Genomic DNA, 20,097 nt, shown 5'->3' with positions numbered 1-20,097 from the left:
TTAAATATTTAATTAAATACACCAAAACTTACGAAAACATTAGGATTAACCACACAATACTAATAAAACTTAAACCTTTTAATATATCCTTTTATAGCTAAAAAGAAATCCTTATAAAATCATAATTATATAAATGAAACGCCTATATTTATAAATCATAATATTAAAAAAAACATTATTTATGAATCAGATTATAACTTTTGGTGAAGTTTTAATGCGCTTATCTCCCGAAGGTAACAAGAAATTTATGCAGGCCAATTTATTAGAGTTTTATTTTGGCGGTACCGAACTTAATGTAGGGATTTCCATCTCTAACTTTGGAGGAAATGTTAAGCATATAAGTTGCATTTCAAATGATTTTGTAGGCGATACGGCAATTTCTTATATACAGAAATTTGGGGTCAGTACATCTGCGATCGTGCGCTCAAACCGACCCTTAGGTGTGTATTTTCTTGAAGTTGGTGCAGTAATGCGACCTAGTGCTATATCTTACAATAGATCACATTCATCGTTTTCAGACATTCAACCAGATATGGTTAATTGGGAAAAAATTCTATCGAAAGCCAAATGGGTACACTGGACCGGTATTACGCCAGCACTCTGTAAAGGCGGATACGAAACTTTAAAAGAAGGCTTGATTTTAGCAAAAAAGAAAGGCATAGCGGTATCTTCAGACCCAACATATCGCAGTGGGCTATGGAAATATGGAGAAAATGCCAAGGACGTGCTTACAGACTTACTCTCGTACTCCACCATTTTTATAGGAGGTGTTAATGAAATAAATGAAGTATTGGATACAGAATACTCATTTTCCAACGAAGATTTTATTGAAGCTAGTAAAGCACTAATGGAGAAGTTTCCAAGTATTGAAAAAGTGTTTGATAAAATTAGAACCTCTATCAATGCGTCGTGGCATAAAATACGTGCCAGAATGTGGAACGGAACCGAATTTAGAGAAACCAGTGATTTTGATATTACACACATTATCGACCGAATAGGGACTGGCGACGCTTATGCAGCAGGATTGATTTATGGTTTACAAGAATTTGACGACTACAAATCTATGGAATTTGCCAGTGCGGCCTGTGCTTTAAAACATACTTATGAAGGTGATGTTAATTTTGCTACCGTAGACGAGGTAATGCGTATTTTAGATGGAAATGTATCAGGAGTTTTTAAAAGATAACAATTTGAGGGTCTGTTTTTAAATACAGGTTTTTTAAATGAAGCATATAACAGCTTGGCCTTTACGCCAAGCTGTTTTTTTATGGCCATATGTTCATAAATGCTTTTTTAAAAACTCAACATAACTACATGCTCAGTGCTAAAGTTTTACGACTTTATAAAATAAGCTAATGAAAACGGTTTTAGGTTTAATTAAAATCATATTAACCCAGCAAGCCCATATGTAGGCTATTGAAACAAAATTTTTATCCATAAATCGACAATAATAATCGTTTAGTCGAATTTATAAGTGATTTAACACCTTTATTTGATTAAATACCAGCATATCTGTTTTTTTGTTATGACTGCCGACATAACACATGCTATGGACCCACATTTATTTTTAACTCTGAACCTTAAGTCTTGTTCTTTCTTTCAATAAAATTAAATCGTTTAACATGTGAAAAATCGACCCGAAAATCAAAATATTATTACGTGTGTTTGCTGTTCAAAACAACACTAAACCAAAAGAGCATTATCCTTTATAAATCAACCACTTATACCGTTTATTAAATAGATACCTTTTTAAAAAACTTGAATTAAAAGAAAATAGTTTTAATAACTACCAACACAACATTCAAAATAAAAAAGCTAGCCCAACTAAATGATTTTAATATGATAAAAATCTACTCTAATTTAAATTGCAGAACCAGAAAAATCACGCCCCAATTCATATGGGTCATTCTTTTATGTATGGCAACCGTTTTTAATAGCTATGGCCAAGTTCCATTTTCTCCTAGAACATCCAAAACCACACCATCGAAAGAAGTGTATAGTATCAGAGGAGATTTTGCTATGATGGGGAATACGAACCTTACGTTGGTATCAAAAAGTGAAACAGATTCAAATGAAAAGCCCATGGAGTTTGTTAATGTTGACCCTATGGGAGTTGATGCAAATAACAGACCTATTCTTAATTCTTCCTCTGCAACATTAAATTTTTCAAATGAAAATAGTGCGAATCCCTCTTGTTCAGAAATCATATATGCAGGATTGTATTGGACGGGTAGAGCAGATAATGGTACCGATTTAAACGAGGATGGAGATAACGACCCAAATACCTTTAACGCAGCTAACGAAAAACCTTTAGATAAAACCAAAGTGCTTTTAAAGGTTCCTGGAGGAACGTATACTACAGTTGAAGCAGAGGGGAACTTAATAGAATTTCCTACAAACAATGAGAGCTTAGGCATCTTTGTTGGGTACGCCGAAGTTACCGATTTAGTTAAAAATAGTAAAGATGGTGAATATACAGTTGCAGATATCGCTTTAAACCAAGGTACTATTGACGCCATAGGCTTATCTGGTGGTTGGGGCATGGTAGTGGTTTATGAAAATTTTGAAATGAACTGGAGAGACATTACGGTGTTTGATGGCTATGCTTTTGTTGGTGTTGGCGACCCTGATGGTGTTATAGAAGCATCAGGCTTTAACACCCCCACAAATGGTCCTGTAAATTTAAAATTAGGCGTGATGGCCAGTGAAGGCGAAGCGAATAAGGATGGTGATTTTTTTGCAATAGAACAAAGAAATAGTGGAAATTTTATACGCTTAAAGCATGATTTAAATGAAACCGACAACTTTTTCAACTCTTCTATATTTACGCATGAAAATTTAGGCTACAGAAAGCCAGAATTGAAAAATAATGCAGGGTTAGATATTGCTGTTTTTAATCTTGAAAATGACGACAAAAGTATTATTGATAATGAACAAAACTCCACAAAATTTAAGTACGGTCTTGGCGATAAAGATGATTCATTTGTTATCTTTAATGTCACTTTTGCTGTAGACCTTAATAGTCAACCATCTCTTATGTCTACACCAAACCCTTTGGAGGTTGAGGGATGCTATGAAACAGATTTAGCAATAAAGGCCAGATACGCCTATAATCCTGATACACCAATAGATATTACAGATACTTTTTTAGACGACCCCGATTATAAAATATTTTATAGTGGAACTATAGCTAGTATAACGTACATAGATAAAATCAGTACTGTGCCTAGTTCTAATTGTGTTGAAATAATAAGGACTTTTACAGCTATGAATGGATGTGGCAATACCGCAACTGCAGAACAGTTAATTGTTATCACACCAACAAAAATAACCTATGCACCCCCTAGCGATGCCGATGAGGCGTCTTGCGATTTCAACGACCAAACAGAAGTCGATACGGCATTCTCGAATTGGGTAACCCAGCAATCCAACGCTATCGCTGTAACTGATGGATGTTCTACCGCTCTGACCAATAATGGCGATTCATTAAGCGCCCCGATGTTATGTGATGGCGGTTCTACAACCGTAACCTGGACCATTACAAGTCTGTGTGAAACCATAACACTTACTGCTGATTTTAATTTGGCAGCAGCTCCTGCGATAACCTATACAGAACCTAGTGATGCCGATGAGGCGTCTTGCGATTTCAACGACCAAACAGAAGTCGATACGGCATTCTCGAATTGGGTAACCCAGCAATCCAACGCTATCGCTGTAACTGATGGATGTTCTACCGTTCTGACCAATAATGGCGCTTCATTAAGCGCCCCGATGTTATGTGATGGCGGTTCTACAACCGTAACCTGGACCATTATAAGTCTGTGTGAAACCATAACACTTACTGCTGATTTTAATTTGGCAGCAGCTCCTGAGGTAACCTATACAGAACCTAATCATGCCAATACGCTTTCTTGCGATTTCATCGACCAAACAGAAGTCGATACGGCATTCTCGAATTGGGTAACCCAACAATCCAACGCTATCGCTGTAACTGATGGATGTTCTACCGCTCTGACCAATAATGGCGCTTCATTAAGCGCCCCGATGTTATGTGATGGCGGATCTACAACCGTAACCTGGACCATTACAAGTCTGTGTGAAACCATAACACTTACTGCTGATTTTAATTTGGCAGCAGCTCCTGAGGTAACCTATACACTTCCCAGCGACACTTCATCAACAGCATCTCAACTTTATGATCCAGACCCTACCATAGCTCAAGCTAATTTAGATGGCGATATTGCTGCTTGGATCTTAACACAAACAAATACTATTAAAAACAGTATTGAAGGGGGCTGTTATCCAGAAATATCAAATAACTTTTCAACACAATCTATTTCTTTTTGTGCTTCGAATAGTATTACTATTACGTGGACAGTGAATGACCTATGTAGTACCACGAGCCCACAGGCAACCTATACTTTTATTCAACCCGACGGCATAGACTTTAATTACCCTGATTCTAAAATCGTAGAATCATGTCAATTTGATAATCTAAATATTGGTGTCGCTCAAAATGCGCTCCATGCAGATATTGCTGCTTGGGTTACGGCCCAAACCAATTTAATAAATGGTAGCCTTTCTGAGGGTTCACCGGTTATTACCAATGATTTTGAAAATAGAACTCTTGATTTTTGCACAGGAGGCATCTTAACAGTCGAATGGAATATTGAAGATGTATGTGAAACCTTAACTCCTTCTGCTACTTACACCTTAAAGAAGCCCGAAACAGTTAATTACACCCCACCAATTGACAAGACCATGAAGGCTTGCGATTTCGATATTACAGACCCTGCAACGGTGGAAATGGCATTAAATAATGCTATTTCAGATTGGGTAATGGCCCAAACCGACATTATAAGTACAAGTATTACTGGGGGTTGCTCGCCAAAAGTAACACATGATTTTAATAACGCGTCTATAAGTTTCTGTGAAGACGGTTCCGTATTAGTTACGTGGACGATAGAAGATAGCTGTGAAATAACACAGACTCAGGCTACATTTACATTTACAAATGCAGAGGTTATATCTTATGCGGCTCCTACAGACAATATTGTAGATGCTTGCTCATTTGATAGCACAGACCCCGCAACGGCACAAACGGCTTTAAACAATGCTATTACAACTTGGATTGCGGCACAGACCAATATTATCAGCTCAAGCCTTTCTGGAGGATGCTCGCCTACAATAATGCATGATTTTAATAATGAATTTATCAATTTTTGTGAGGGCGGTGCTACAGTAATCACTTGGACGATAAAAGATATTTGTGAAACCAAAAAATCTACGGCAACATATACCTTAAAAAAACCTGGGTTATTAACTTATACAGCACCTGTAGACGAGCAAGTGGAAGCCTGTTTAATTAATACTGTAACAACAGATCTCGTTACAGTACAAACAGATTTAAACACAGCGATAGCAACATGGGTGGCAACACAAACCAATAATATCAACTCAAGTCTTTCTGGAGGATGCTCCCCTACTATAACACATGATTTTAAGGATGAGACCATTGATTTTTGCTCAGGTGGCGCTATACCCGTAACTTGGACAATACATGATAGTTGTGGTACAAGCACCACAACTGCTACCTATACGCTAACAAGGCCAGATGCAGTGGTTTATGACTTGCCCGCTAATGAAGCGACTCTAGCATCCCAATTTTACGACACAGATCCCGCTAAAGCTCAAGCCAACCTAGATGCCGATATTGTCGCCTGGGTAACGGCACAAACAGATGCTATAAATAGTTCTATTGAAGGTGGGTGTTCACCAAAGGTCTCCAATAATTATATAGATCAAACCATAGCCTTTTGTGGGTCTAATACGCTAACGGTTACTTGGACAATACAAGATGTTTGTGGTTCCACAAACGCAACCGCTACTTATGAATTTACACAACCAGAAGGCCTTGAATTTACGTCTCCTTCCGAAAACATTGTGGAAGCCTGCCAATTTGATAACCCCGATATTATAATCGCTCAAAAGGCTCTCGATGCTGATATTGCTGCATGGGTCAATACCCAAACGGATATTATAAACACGAGTCTATCGGGTGGTTCTCCAACTGTTTCTAATAACTACACCAACCAAAGTATCGATTTTTGTACAGGAGGCTTTATAACCATCACATGGGAAATAGAAGATGTTTGTCAAATCCTAAATCCTACTGCTACTTATATTTTAAAGCAACCAGAGCCTATAGGCTATACAAGGCCGATAAACAAAACGGCTTTTTCTTGTGAGTTCTACAATCAAAACCCTTTAACTGCTCAAGCAAATGTAAAAGCAGATATTATAGCTTGGGTTTCTGCACAAACCAACACAATAGCTAACAGTATTACGGGCGGATGTTCTCCTACAATAACCCATAATTATACAGATCAATCCATAGCGTTCTGCTTAGGTGGATCTGTTAGCGTTATTTGGACTGTGGAAGACCTTTGTGAAACCACTACCGAAACGGCTACTTACACCCTAACAAAGCCTAATGAGATCACTTACAAAGCCCCCGAAAACACCTCGAGTACAGCATGTAAATTTGATAATAGTACGCCTGAAAAAGCACAAGCAGCATTAAATGCAGACATTTCTACATGGGTAAATACGCAAACGAATCTCCTTGAAAATAGTTTTAATGGCGGTTGTTCTCCTTCCGTTACAAATGATTTTGTTCAACCTTCCCTTACGTTTTGTTCTAGTGGATCGCTAACCGTAAACTGGACCATTCAAGATATTTGTGAAACCAAAACGGCTTCCGCTACTTACACGTTTATAGCTCCAACTAAGGTGAAGTTTAATCAGGCTAGCTTACCTAAAGACTTAACAGTGGCTTGCGACGCTATTCCTAATCCCGTAGCGCTTTCTGCATCCACCAGTTGTGGTAGCGTTAAAGTTACGTATAATCAAGACCGTTTTAATGGAAGTTGTATAAACAGTTATGTTTTAAGACGAACATGGAAAGCGATAGACGTTTGTGGCACTCAAATCGCACATGTTCAAGAAATTACTGTACAAGACACAAAAGCACCAGAATTAATTACCAATTACGATAGCCTATTAACCGTAAGCTGTACTGAGATTCCTGAAGTGCCTTTATTAACTTTTACGGATAACTGTTCAACAAATATTGATGTGACATTTAACGAAACTAATTCTTTTAACGAAAACGTTTATGCCGACTATAAAATTATCAGAACCTGGACGGTCGCTGATGCGTGTGGTAACAGTAAGGATTACACACAAGAACTTAACGTCATGCTTGATGAAATTGTTACAGAAATAACTGCTGGAGACCAATGTTTTGATGATGGGATTATAGATTTAAATCAGTTTTTATCTGGTGAAAAAAATAATGGCAATTGGGAATTAATTGAAGGTAAAACAGAAGCCACCTTAACCGCTAGTATTTTTGATCCTACCGTTTTGGAATTTGCTGAAGATTTTTTACCAGGAAGTGGTGGTATCAATTATCTATTTAGATATACGGGGTTGGAGAATGGCTGTATTAATAGTACTGAAGTTACCATCAATATCCACGCAGACTGCGCTGTACTGCCTTGCGGGAGTCAAGATGTGGTTATTTCTACAGCATTAACCCCCAATGGTGATAATCAAAATGAAACCTTCGACATTGGAGGTATAGAATTATGTGGCTTCAAAGCTGAAGTAAAAGTGTTTAACCGTTGGGGAGCCATTGTTTACGAATCCAATGAATACCAAATTGGCGAAGGACTTGGCAGTTGGGCTGGCAAATCCAATAGTGCTTCTATGGGTGCGTCTGGCACCGTACCTAATGGCACATATTATTACATCGTTAATATAAAAGACAATACAGGCATTATAGGAACATATACCGGTCCTGTTTATATTGGAACCAAATAAAACCTATCCTATGAAATTTAAAAAACATTATATAATCGTTGCTATATGGTTCACCTGTATGGCCGCAACAGCACAACAATTACCACAATTTACCCAATACATGTACAACACCATCTCCATAAACCCTGCTTATGCCGGTAGTAGGGATGCCTTAAGTATTGTGGGATTACACAGAAGCCAATGGGTGGGCTTTAGAGGTGGCCCTATCACACAAACCCTCTCTATACATACTCCTGTTCGGAATAAAAGAATTGGTTTAGGTTTGTCTTTTATTGAAGACGATTTAGGCCCTCAAAACTTCTCATATCTCTATGGTGATTTTTCATATACCATTCCTGTAGGAGCCGATTCAAAATTAGCATTTGGACTAAAAGGAGGCTTTACAAGCTTTAGTTTTGATACCGATTTCCGATTAAATCCGGATAATATTAATGACGAGATGATCTATGGCATTGAAGACCGTTGGAGCCCTAATATTGGAGCTGGTGTATACTGGCATTCCGATATATGGTATTTGAGTCTATCTGCACCACGAATTTTAAATAACGATTATAATAAAACTAAAGAATATGAGGCTTTAGAACGCATAAGCTACTATTTTACGGGAGGCTATGTGTTTAATTTTAACGATAAACTCAAATTCAAACCAGCCTTTATGGCAAAAGCAACGAATGGGGCCCCTATTGCCTTAGATCTAACTGCAAATTTTCTGTTTAATGAAAAATTCTGGTTGGGCGGTTCTTATAGAATGAACAAAAAAACAGCTGCTATTGGCGGTATTATAGACTTTCAGGTATCCAGACAGCTTCGTATAGGATATGCCTATGAAAAGCCCATTTCTGATATAGCCAGATATACCACTGGAACGCATGAAGTGTTGCTCATGTATGAATTTAAATTCTTAAGTTCGAAATTAAAATCACCAAGATATTTTTAATAAGTCCTTTTAATATGAAACTTAAAGACCATATAATAATTTATGTACTTCTCTTATTCGGTGTCTCTGTTTTTTCGCAACAAGCGAAACTAAAAAAAGCAGACACCTTGTTTAACCAATACGCTTACGTTAAAGCCATAGAACTTTATAAGGAGTTGGTACAGGATAATTACAATAAAGATTACGCTATAAGACAATTGGCAGACAGTTATAGCTTCTTACGAGATCCAAGAAATGCCAGTAGATATTACAAACAAGCGGTTAGGCAGGCCAACATACCTATTGAGTATTATTATAATTACGCACAGTCTTTAAGAGGTATTAGGGACTATAGAGAATCACGGGTTTGGTTAAAGCGCTATAAGGATTCTGGTGGCGCTTTAAAAACCGAAAACTACGGTAGAGAAGGAAACTTTGTCGAAAATATAAAAAACGCAAAACAAGAATATTTTTTAAACAAAGTGCGGTTTAATTCTAAATATAGTGATTTCGGAGCTTTTGAACACGATGGCAAGATTTACTTTGCTTCCACTAGAGATGAAGGAACTTCGGTACAACGTATATATAACTGGGATGAACAGCCTTTTTTAGACGTTTACGTTATAGATAAAGATGCCAAAAAGGTGGATCATCATTCAAAATTAAAAGGAGAAGTCAACTCCATCTTCCATGATGGTCCCGTAGCCCTAACAAAAGATGGCAAAACCATGTACTTTTCTAGAAATAATGTAAAAGAAAATATAAAAGGTAGCGATAAAGATGGTTTTAATCACATTAAAATTTACAGAGCCACAAAAAAAGGAGACCGCTGGATCAATATTGAAGAACTATCTATAAATAACGACAATTTCTCTGTGCAACACCCAGCACTAAATGAAGATGAAACCAAACTTTATTTTGCATCAGACATGCCGGGCGGATACGGCGGATCGGATATATATCGGGTAGATATCTATGAAGATGGCACTTTCGGAACTCCTGAAAATTTAGGGCCCATCGTAAATACCAAAAACTCAGAAGGCACACCATTTATTAATGGTGATGGCACCTTGTTTTTTGCTTCCGATGGACACGAAGGTTTAGGGCTGTTGGACATTTTCGGAACTATTGAAAATGATGAAAATAAAATTATTGATGTTTTAAATTTGGGAGAACCTGTAAACTCTAATAGCGACGATTTTTCTTTTTTTATGAATCCCGATGGACTATCCGGTTACTTTTCTTCTGATAGAAGAGGTGGTCGTGGAAGTGACGACATATATAGTTATTATAGAATTCCATTACTGCACGTAGAAGGCGTGGTAACAGACGCCATAAACAATAGGCCTATCCCCTACTCCGAAATAAGCTTATTGGATGCCAAGGACAAGCAAATCACGAAGATAGTTACCGACGATTATGGATACTTTTCCATAAACGTAGACAGAAATTCCGATTATAAAATAATAGGCAAACAAAAAAAATACATAGATGATTATAGAGTATTCACTACACGAAACTTAGAAACTAAAACACAGATTATTAAAACTGACCTTTTGCTAAATCCACTTCAGGATGTTGTGGTTTTGGCAGAACTTAAGTCACTTAACACGATTTATTTTGATTATGATAGCCATATCATTAGGAAAGACGCTAAAGTAGAATTAGACAAAATTGTTAACCTAATGAACAACGAGTATCCTAATATGATTATTAGAATTGAATCGCATACAGACTCTAGAGGTTCTTTAACTTATAATGATAGATTATCCATTGATCGGGCAAACGCTACATACCAATATTTGATTTCAAGAGGTATAGACCCTAAAAGAATTACCGAGCACAAGGGGTTTGGAAAACGTAGACTCACCAATGGGTGTGAAGAGGGTGCCAATTGTGAAGAATCCGATCATCAACTCAATAGACGTACTCAGTTTATAATCGTGAAAATGGAGTAAATACTTTTTTAAATAGAGGTTCGAAAATAAAACCCACCAAATCATTTTAATTAAAATTATTCAGTATGAAGTTGAGGTCCATCATTTTAGTTTTCGGTTTATTTATAACTAATACTACACTTTTCGCACAGAATACTGTTCAAAAAAAAGCGGATAACTTATTCAATTCCTTTTCTTTTTATAAAGCAGCTGAAACATACAAAACCCTTATTTCTCAAGATTTCAATACCGATTACGCCACACGTAAATTAGCAGACTGCTATGCTTTTATGAGAAACCCAGATAGTGCAAGTGTCTATTATAAAAAAACAGTAGTTCAAAATAACGTACCTGTAGAGTACTTATACCATTATGCTCAATCTCTAAGAGGTATTGGGGAGTATGAAGCATCTCGAATGTGGTTTGAAAACTATAAAAAAAAAGGAGGTTTAATCGATGTTCAAAGATTTTCAAATGATGCCCAATTTATCAACGCCATTTATCATACAAAACAGCGCTACTTTTTGAAAGAGGTTCTCTTTAATACCGAGTTTAGCGAATTTGGTGCTTATAATCATTATGGCGATTTATATTTTACATCCACCAGAGATGCTGGTGTTGCTAAAAAATTTAAAAGTGGCTGGGACAACCAACCTTTTTTAGACGTATACGTGATTAAAAAAGGAAGTACACACGCTATCGTAGATACTAAATCGAAAATTAAAGGAAAAGTTAACAGTGTGTATCATGATGGCCCTATAACCATTACAAAAGATGGAAAAACCATGTATTTTTCCAGAAATAATTTCAACAAGAACACCTTAAAAAGAGACCAACATAATATTGGAAATTTAAAGATTTACAAAGCATCGCTAATAAAAGATAAATGGAGAAAAATAAAAGCACTTCGTTTTAATAGTGAAGATTATTCTACAGGTCACCCCGCATTAAATCACGATGGAACCAAACTTTATTTTACCTCTGATATGCCAGGAGGTTTTGGAGGGACAGATATTTATTATGTTCCTATTCGTCCTGATGGAACCATGGGCAAGCCTAAAAACTTAGGCCCTATTGTAAACACTAAAAAAAATGAATCCTTTCCTTTTATAAATAAAGAGAACGTGCTTTTCTTTTCATCAGATGGGCATCTTGGTCTGGGACTTTTAGATGTTTTTGCTGCCGTTACCGATGTTGATAATACGATTGTAAGTACCGTTAATCTTGGAGTCCCTATCAATTCCAGTAAAGACGATTTTTCTTTTTTTACAAATGACGATGGCGCAACCGGCTATTTTGCATCAAACAGAAAAGGAGGTGTTGGTAGTGACGACATTTATGCTTTTCACCGTACTGCTCTTTTGAAAATAGAGAGCAATGTTATAGACGCTAAAGGGGATCCTATTGTAGGTGCTACAGGTGTTTTGCTGAATGCTGAAGGACATCACATAGCATCATTACAATCTGATAAACAGGGTAAATTTGAGATTGATATTGATAGAGATGAAGATTATGTTATTCAAATTCGAAAAGAAAATTATACGAAAGAATCAAAACAAATCACCTCTAAACATATTGAGCCTACAACCACTTCTATAAAAATAGATATGGCTCTAAGCACTCATCCTAAAAAGCATGTTCCTGATGCTATACCCCTTGAAATACCAGTTATACAGTTTGAATACAACAAGTTTAATATTAATAAGAACAATGCCCTAAAACTGGATAGGATCGTAGATTTGATGATCCATAATTACCCAAATATAATCATCAAAATTGAATCTCATACAGATTCGAGAGGATCGGCAAAATACAATGACATATTGTCTAAAAAAAGAGCACAATCTACATATAAGTATTTTGTTTCTAAGGGGATAAACACTTCTAGAATTACAGAATATGTAGGCTATGGCAAGCGAAAACCACTACATGTTTGCAACGTTACAACCAACTGTACCGAAGCGCAACATCAACTAAACAGACGAACAGAAGTTATTGTAGTAAACAAGCAATAAAAAACACCAATTATTTAAAAAACTTAGTAAATTTTCTATTTGTAGGATAACATCTATTTTTTGTTATGTTATTAAAAATAAGAGCAACAATAAATAAAATAAACGCTCCCATTAATACCGGTGCAAAAACATATAAATACCCTAAAGCTTTTATTTTTTCTGTACCAATTACAGCAATTAAAGCTGTAGCGCCCCCAGGAGGGTGCATGGTTTTTGTGTATTGCATAAGAACAATTGAAAGGCCCACAGCAAGTGATGCTGCAAGCCATGTAATATCTGGTATTAACTTAAACATAGTCACACCAATAAAGGCCGAGATAATATGCCCCCCAATTAAATTTCTGGGCTGGGCCAAAGGGCTCTGTATTTCCCCATAAATTAAAACACTAGAAGCGCCAAAAGAACCGATTAAAAAAATATTTTCTATTTCAGGTAAAAACTGAGACTGTATATACGAAATAACACCTATCCCTACAAAAGCACCAATAAAAGACCAAATATGTTCCTTAAAATCTACTAATGTCTCTTTATAAATAACATATTTTGAAACACGAATAGAGCGTTTAATCTTATGCTTAATCATTGCTTTTTTTTGCCTGCAAACATAGAGCTACTAAAACAAAAAGTGCATTCTTAAAGTTGAATGATTTTAAAAGTTAAATGAAAAGAAATCAAACATACTTGTTAGTTTTGCAAATTACTGTTGATTAAAAATTATGGAAATTAAATATCTTAAGTTGATAAAAACAATAGCAGAAGAAGGCAGTCTTGCCAACTCAACTGAAAAATTATTTTTAACACAATCTGCGTTAAGCCATCAATTAAAGGATTTGGAATTACAATTAGGCTTTAAAGTTTTTTTTAGAACGCGCAACAAATGGACATTGACCGAGGAAGGCACTGAATTATACAAAATAAGTAATGAGGTTCTCGAAAGTATAGAAAAAGGACTTAGCAATATCAAACAAATACGAACAGGCTCTAAAGGCTTTATTAAGGTGAGTACCGAATGCTACTCTTTTTATCATGGTTTTCCTAGCTTTATCCAGAAAATGGGCTTATTCCACCCCGAAATCTCTGTCGAGTTGATTTTTGAGGCTACCCACCAGCCCATTTCAAAACTATTAGAAAATGAAATTGATGTGGCCATAGTTACCAGCAAACCATCTCACAAAGATTTATGGACTATTGCTTTTTTTGAAGATGAAATCTTTGCCATTATGCACACAGAAAACAAAATGAGCCATGAAAAATTTATAGAAGCAACTGTTTTTTCTAATGCACATTTAATAATTCACTCTTACCCATTAGAAACTGTAACCGTTTATGAAAAACTATTAAAACCCAATAAAGTGACGCCATATAAAATTACAGCAGTACCACTTACCCAAGTAGCCCTAGAAATGATTGATGCTAATTTAGGTATAACATGTATGCCAAAGTGGGCGCTAAAGTCTTTTAAGCTTTCTGAAAACTTAATTTACAGACCTATTGGACGTAATGGCTTAAAGAGAAAACATTATTTAGTAATTCGAAAACTTGATAAAAATAAAAAATACATCAACGATTTTATTTCAAATTTTAAGGAACATTTCTCTGTTGTCTAATGTCTAATGTGGTATTTATTCAAAACTTGTTCAAGAGCTAATATTTTTAATGTAAAGTTTGCTGTTTAAAAAACTATTATTTCTTAATAAAGATATTAGTATAATACCATTTCCCTTCTGTGTTCTCTTCTGCCGAAATATCAAAGTTTGTATAATCACCTTCAATGTTCTTCTTGTGCCCTTCACTTTTTAGCCAAGCTTTAACAACAGATTCTGCTGAAGTATAACCATAAGCCACATTTTCGGATACTGTTTTAGCTCCTGCTTTTTGTTTTAAAAAACTACTTCTTTTAAAAAAATTGTCATGTGAAACCACATTATTATCCACCATATAATCGGTGTGGCTATAAGCTACAGATTTAACTAAAGTCATATCCACCAAAGGACTTAAACCTAAAGACAATCTATGGTCGTTAATAAGGTTAAGGATTTCTACTTCTATTGCTTTTGATTCCGGTGTGTTAAGAGTCAGTTGAATGTCTTCCGCACTATCATTAAGACTATCTGTAGTACAGGAAAAAGACATAACAGCCAACAATGCCAATAATGGCAGCTTAGTTAATAACTTCATGGGTAGGCATTTAGGTTTGGTATCCTAAAAATACCTTCCTAAACCCAAATAAACGTTAATTAAATGTTAAATTCGTTGAAATACATGCACTTTACCGACCACCCATACACTTAATCGATAATTCACCATTTAAACTAACGTTTTGTAAGTTTTTACAACCCTAAGGAGAGAGCCTGTCTATTTTCCAATTATAATCTTGTTGAAGCTTATATCTAACCCTATCGTGCAACCTATTTGGCCTTCCCTGCCAAAACTCTATTTCTACTGGCTTAATTATATAACCGCCCCAAAATTCTGGGCGAGGAATTTCTTGTCCTTCATATTTTTTTTCTAATTCAAGAAGCTCTTTTTCCAATACATCTCTATCTATAACCTCACTTTGATGGGAAACCAAAGCTCCAAGCTGGCTTCCTCTTGGACGTGAATCGAAATAACCATCACTTAAGTTTGTAGCTATTTTTTCCGCATTTCCTTTTATAATAACCTGGCGCTCTGCACCATGCCAAAAAAATGATAAACAAACACGAGGATTCATTGCTATTGCTTTACCTTTTTCACTGTTGTAATTGGTGTAAAAAATAAAGCCTTCATAAGTGTATTTTTTTAATAATACTACTCGATTTTTTGGAAACCCATCCAAACCAATAGTAGATATCGTCATAGCATTGGTTTCGTTTTCTGTAAAAAAACGATCCACTTCAAAAAACCATTTTTGGAACAATTCCATAGGGTTTTCTGGTACATCTTTTAAAAGCAATTCCTGCTTCTCATAAGATCTTCTATAATTACTTAAGTCCTTTTCCATAGTATACAAATTAACAAAAAATATATTTTTCATTTCGCTTTAATTGTAATAATAAACGTATTACATTAGCATGTGTTTTTTTTATGGCAATGAAATTCGAAAACTCCAAATACAGTAAAATTCTTAATTACTACAAGCTTGAAAAGCCTTTTGGTAATTTTTATTTATGTGATAATTTTTTAATATCTGAATTGCATGAGGGCATTCATTTCGACTGGGAAATGATTGCGTCTTCAATGGATGAGGTTATAGAGTACTATGGCAAAAATAAGAGCATAGGCTACATTTCAAATAGAGTAAACTCTTACTCCATGAATCCACACAATTGGAATAAGGTTTACGATATATATAACATTTTACATGCCAGCGCCGTAGTTTTTTATAATGATTTGATGTATATGAATGCAACTTTAGAAAAACAATTATCGGACAAAAGTATTAAGCGCTGTAAGACCTTAGATGAAGCTATAGATTGGATTATGAATTTAAATGAATTTAAATAATTTATCGTATTGTTTTTCTGTATATACTGTATCCACAACACCTTTATATACGTTTTAGTAAAAAATCATGATTTAGTGTATTAAAAAAACGGACGGTTACAGTAATACAATTACAATCAATAAGTTAACATAACAATAGATTTAAACTAAAAAAATTATTCCTCTAAAAAAAGAAGCCCAATCTTATTTAATTTTTGGGATAATTCCTATATTTAACGATAACAACCGCCGTTAAAATGAAATTTGAGGAGTCGAAATACTTTAAAACTTTAATATATTCTAAAATAGAAAAACCATTTGGTATTTTTTATTTTTTTGAAACCTTTGTTATTTCTGAAATACACGAGGGCATACATTTCGATTTGGAAATGATTGATATTATATCTCAAGACATTTTAAAATTTTATGATAATACGGGCCTAAACAACCCTAGAAAACTGGTTTATATTACCAATAAAGTAAACTCCTATTCAATAAACCCGAATTTCTGGTTACAGATGGAAGATAAATATGGTTTCAGTCATATTCGTATAATTGTATTCTATACCAATTGGGCTTATACTAATATTGCAATAGAGAGAATGTTTTCTAAAGCAAAAATTAAATGCTATCACTCCTTGGACGAAGCTATAAAATGGACTTTAAGTTTAAATATGCCTCCTAAAACGTAAAGGTTTTCCCATCCTCTGCTAATTCAACATTTTCAAATACGGTCTTGGCTTCAGTCTTAAAATCTTCTAAATTATCGTATCGGGAAGAATAATGCCCTAAGATAAGCGTTTTTACATGTGCCAATTTAGCTATTTTAGCGGCTTGTTTTGCTGTAGAGTGCTTGGTTCTCGGAGCTAGATGTGCGTGTTTATCCAAAAAAGTAGACTCATGATAGAGTACATCTGCATATTTTATAATAGGTACAATATCTTCTTTATAAAGCGTATCACTACAAAAAGCATAACTCTTTACAGCATTCGCTTTTGTTGTAACTAAAGCATTATCTATACTTTTACCATCTTCATTTATAACATCAAACCCTTGTTTTAGTTTGTTATAATAAACCTGATCGATATTGGCATCTAGTACCGCGCCTATATCTAATTTGCGATCACCTTCCTTCTCCTTAAAAAGATATCCATTGGTATAAACACGATGATGTAAAGGAATGGTATGCACTTCTACTAACTCGTCTTCAAAAATCAATTCTGAGCTTTCCGAAGAAAGCTCATGGAAAATCAATTTATAATTGGTCCAAGAGTCTGCCAGTTTCATTTGAAGTGTTATCACTTCTTTAATACCTGTTGGCCCATAAATATGCAAGTCGGTTTCTCTTGTAAGTAGTCTAAAAGTAGAAATTAAACCCACCAACCCAAAAAAATGATCACCGTGCAAATGCGATATAAAAATATGCTTAATACGGTTGAATTTAATTTTATGACGGCGTAATTCCACTTGAGTCCCCTCTCCACAATCTATTAAAAACATGTGGTTATTCATTTCCAACACTTGTGATGTGGTGTGTGTTGAGACTTTTGGGGTGGCACTATAACAGCCTAATATGGTTAATTTCATTTTTGTTTTTAGTTGTGGTAGTTTAATATTTAATGGTTAAGTAGTTTCTAGTTAATTAGGAACGACTCAATATTAAACTATTTAAAAACCAAGATCGCGTTCTATTTCTTCCATTTCTATAATATCATAAGCTTCTTGAAGCGTAGGAACCACGATAATTTCATCAAGAGATTCTTCTAAATCAATCTTATCTGTAACGATAACAAAAGATTGTTTTGCCTTTCTATGCATATTAGAAAGTTCTAAAAATTCAATAATATCCTGTTTGCTTATTTTATTCAAACTCGTTAGGTGAACTAAGATATTATGGTTTTTAAATTTGGGGTATAATGCTTGTATTTTTTTTATCAACTCTATTAAGGTTGCCTTTTCTTGAGTGATAATGGATGTGTTTCCGTTTTGATGGAGTATCATAATGTTTTACTGTTTTATTTTTGATGCTAATAGATAAATAACGGCCATTCTAACTGCAACCCCGTTCTGGACTTGCTCCAAAATAATAGACTGTTTAGAATCTGCTACATCGCTGGTAATTTCTACCCCTCTATTAATAGGCCCCGGATGCATAATCGTTATTTTTTTATCTAAAGAATCTAATAGTTCCTTATTAACACCAAACTGTTGTGTATATTCTCTTGCTGTTGGAAAATAGCTAATATCCATACGTTCGTTTTGAACACGAAGCATATTAGCAACATCGCACCAGTTGAGGGCTTTGCGTAAATCGGTTTCTACTTTTACACCTAATTTATCAATGTATTTTGGAATTAAGGTTTTGGGGCCACATACCATAATTTCCGCTCCTTGCTTTTGCAATGCGAAAATATTTGAAAGGGCTACGCGACTGTGTAGAATATCGCCAACAATAACCACTTTTTTGCCCTCTACTTCCCCTAGCTTTTCACGGATAGAGTAAGAATCCAGAAGGGCTTGCGTAGGATGCTCGTGTGCACCATCTCCTGCATTTATAATACTAGCCTTAACATGTCTGGATAGAAATACTCCTGCGCCAGGGTTTGGGTGCCGCATCACGACCATATCCACTTTCATGGATAAAATATTATTAACCGTATCTATAAGTGTTTCTCCTTTTTTAACTGAAGATTGTGATGCCGAAAAATTAATAACATCGGCAGACAACCGTTTTTCTGCCAGCTCAAAGGACAACTTGGTACGTGTAGAGTTTTCAAAAAACAAATTGGCAATAGTAATATCTCTTAGAGAAGGCACTTTTTTAATAGGTCTATTGATGACTTCTTTAAAATGATCGGCTGTTTCAAAAATAAGTTGAATATCCCGTTGGGTTAGATATTTTATACCTAATAAGTGATTGACACTTAGTTCGCTCATTTCTTTTATTTAAAGTTGAAAATTTAGAGGCTATAACTGATACCTACTAAAATATTTTAATTATTATGTTTATTTTTCAATTAAATACACGGCATCTTCACCTTCATTTTCCTTCCAATGCACTATAACTCTTTCTTCATTTATCACATCTACTTGGCGGCCTCTATAATTGGGTTGTATAGGAAGATGTCTACTAAAACGTCTATCAATAAGGGTTAGCAATTCCACTTCATTGGGTCTGCCAAAAGATTGGATTGCCGTTAAGGCAGCCCTTATACTTCTACCTGTATACAGTACATCGTCGATAAAAACAACATTTTTGTTTTCAACTAAAAAATGAATATCTGTGGTATTAGCTTCCAAGGTCTTATCTCCTCTTCTAAAATCATCTCTATAAAACGTAATATCAAGATGCCCTAATGGAATGTTTTTAATTTGATAATCGTCTGTTAATATTTTAGCTAATCTATTCGCTAAAAATATGCCACGAGGTTGTAATCCTATTAAAACGGTATTTGAAAAATCATTATGTTTTTCAATAAGTTGACAAGCCAATCGGTGAAGAATGATGTTTACCTCTTTTGCTTTAAGTAAAACTTTTTGACTCATATACTATTCAAGGGTGTTTTGGGACAAAGTTAGTTAAAAATTAATGGCATCCCATATGAATGTTAGTTTGCATTAAAATATTAAATCTTTAAGCTCACAAAGATAAAAAAAAGAGAGGACATCAATGCCTCCTGTTCATAATACATTTTAAAAAAGCTTATTCTTTTATAAACTTTTAAATGGTCTTTTTATTTAAGCTTTAATGCTCAAAATACACAGGCCTGCTTTAATGTAATATATCATAACAGGAATATCTTTGGCTATTGTTCAATAACTCAATTGTATCTTGATTTGTAATGGTTTGATAAATTCAAAGTTGTGTCATCTATAG

General features: G+C 35.0%; 15 protein-coding genes. 8 read left to right on the top strand and 7 right to left on the bottom strand.

Features of this window, described 5'->3' with window-relative positions:
• Positions 1 to 181 precede the first annotated feature (181 nt).
• From ACFFU9_RS07465 to ACFFU9_RS07445, 5 genes are all read left to right on the top strand, one after another.
• Positions 182 to 1,186 (top strand): sugar kinase, encoded by a 1,005-nt coding sequence (locus ACFFU9_RS07465; protein ID WP_379860770.1) that lies wholly within the window; start codon positions 182 to 184, stop codon positions 1,184 to 1,186.
• Positions 1,187 to 1,839: 653 nt separating this feature from the next.
• On the top strand, positions 1,840 to 7,887 hold the full coding sequence (locus tag ACFFU9_RS07460; protein ID WP_379860769.1) for a T9SS type B sorting domain-containing protein: 6,048 nt from the start codon (positions 1,840 to 1,842) through the stop codon (positions 7,885 to 7,887).
• Positions 7,888 to 7,897: 10 nt separating this feature from the next.
• Positions 7,898 to 8,824 carry a PorP/SprF family type IX secretion system membrane protein gene (locus ACFFU9_RS07455; protein WP_379860768.1) on the top strand — a complete coding sequence of 309 codons (927 nt, stop codon included), beginning with the start codon at positions 7,898 to 7,900 and terminating at the stop codon, positions 8,822 to 8,824.
• A 14-nt stretch (positions 8,825 to 8,838) separates the two neighbouring features.
• A complete protein-coding gene (locus ACFFU9_RS07450) occupies positions 8,839 to 10,761 on the top strand; it encodes an OmpA family protein (protein ID WP_379860767.1) in 1,923 nt (640 codons plus the stop codon).
• Positions 10,762 to 10,826: 65 nt separating this feature from the next.
• Positions 10,827 to 12,755, top strand: coding sequence for an OmpA family protein (locus ACFFU9_RS07445; RefSeq protein WP_379860766.1), 1,929 nt, complete (start codon positions 10,827 to 10,829; stop codon positions 12,753 to 12,755).
• A 10-nt stretch (positions 12,756 to 12,765) separates the two neighbouring features.
• Here ACFFU9_RS07445 and ACFFU9_RS07440 read toward each other — a convergent pair whose 3' ends face one another.
• Complete coding sequence (locus ACFFU9_RS07440; RefSeq protein ID WP_379860765.1) at positions 12,766 to 13,338, bottom strand: HPP family protein; 573 nt, start codon at positions 13,336 to 13,338, stop codon at positions 12,766 to 12,768.
• Between the two features lie 133 nt (positions 13,339 to 13,471).
• On the opposite strand from ACFFU9_RS07440, the gene ACFFU9_RS07435 reads away from it, so the two are divergent.
• On the top strand, positions 13,472 to 14,362 hold the full coding sequence (locus ACFFU9_RS07435) for a LysR family transcriptional regulator (RefSeq protein ID WP_379860764.1): 891 nt from the start codon (positions 13,472 to 13,474) through the stop codon (positions 14,360 to 14,362).
• 76 nt (positions 14,363 to 14,438) lie between these two features.
• Here ACFFU9_RS07435 and ACFFU9_RS07430 read toward each other — a convergent pair whose 3' ends face one another.
• Positions 14,439 to 14,933 carry a CAP domain-containing protein gene (locus tag ACFFU9_RS07430; RefSeq protein WP_379860763.1) on the bottom strand — a complete coding sequence of 165 codons (495 nt, stop codon included), beginning with the start codon at positions 14,931 to 14,933 and terminating at the stop codon, positions 14,439 to 14,441.
• Between the two features lie 160 nt (positions 14,934 to 15,093).
• Complete coding sequence (gene pdxH, locus ACFFU9_RS07425; RefSeq protein WP_379860790.1) at positions 15,094 to 15,738, bottom strand: pyridoxamine 5'-phosphate oxidase; 645 nt, start codon at positions 15,736 to 15,738, stop codon at positions 15,094 to 15,096.
• A gap of 83 nt (positions 15,739 to 15,821) precedes the next feature.
• On the opposite strand from pdxH, the gene ACFFU9_RS07420 reads away from it, so the two are divergent.
• Positions 15,822 to 16,241, top strand: coding sequence for a hypothetical protein (locus tag ACFFU9_RS07420; RefSeq protein ID WP_379860762.1), 420 nt, complete (start codon positions 15,822 to 15,824; stop codon positions 16,239 to 16,241).
• 236 nt (positions 16,242 to 16,477) lie between these two features.
• Entirely contained in the window at positions 16,478 to 16,912 is a 435-nt protein-coding gene (locus ACFFU9_RS07415) for a hypothetical protein (protein ID WP_379860761.1), read from the top strand.
• Here ACFFU9_RS07415 and ACFFU9_RS07410 read toward each other — a convergent pair.
• From ACFFU9_RS07410 to pyrR, 4 genes are all read right to left on the bottom strand, one after another.
• Positions 16,902 to 17,807 (bottom strand): ribonuclease Z, encoded by a 906-nt coding sequence (locus ACFFU9_RS07410; RefSeq protein ID WP_379860760.1) that lies wholly within the window; start codon positions 17,805 to 17,807, stop codon positions 16,902 to 16,904. The genes ACFFU9_RS07415 and ACFFU9_RS07410 overlap by 11 nt on opposite strands.
• 81 nt (positions 17,808 to 17,888) lie before the next feature.
• Entirely contained in the window at positions 17,889 to 18,221 is a 333-nt protein-coding gene (locus ACFFU9_RS07405; protein WP_379860759.1) for a ribonuclease Z, read from the bottom strand.
• 6 nt (positions 18,222 to 18,227) lie between these two features.
• On the bottom strand, positions 18,228 to 19,157 hold the full coding sequence (locus ACFFU9_RS07400) for an aspartate carbamoyltransferase catalytic subunit (RefSeq protein WP_379860758.1): 930 nt from the start codon (positions 19,155 to 19,157) through the stop codon (positions 18,228 to 18,230).
• Positions 19,158 to 19,226: 69 nt separating this feature from the next.
• On the bottom strand, positions 19,227 to 19,766 hold the full coding sequence (gene pyrR / locus ACFFU9_RS07395) for a bifunctional pyr operon transcriptional regulator/uracil phosphoribosyltransferase PyrR (protein ID WP_379860757.1): 540 nt from the start codon (positions 19,764 to 19,766) through the stop codon (positions 19,227 to 19,229).
• Positions 19,767 to 20,097 lie beyond the last annotated feature (331 nt).

Origin of the sequence: Mariniflexile ostreae (assembly GCF_042427585.1) — a bacterium.
Taxonomy (GTDB): domain Bacteria; phylum Bacteroidota; class Bacteroidia; order Flavobacteriales; family Flavobacteriaceae; genus Pseudalgibacter; species Pseudalgibacter ostreae.
The sequence above is the reverse complement of the archived record's forward strand: the minus strand, read 5'-3'. Positions and strand labels throughout refer to the sequence as shown.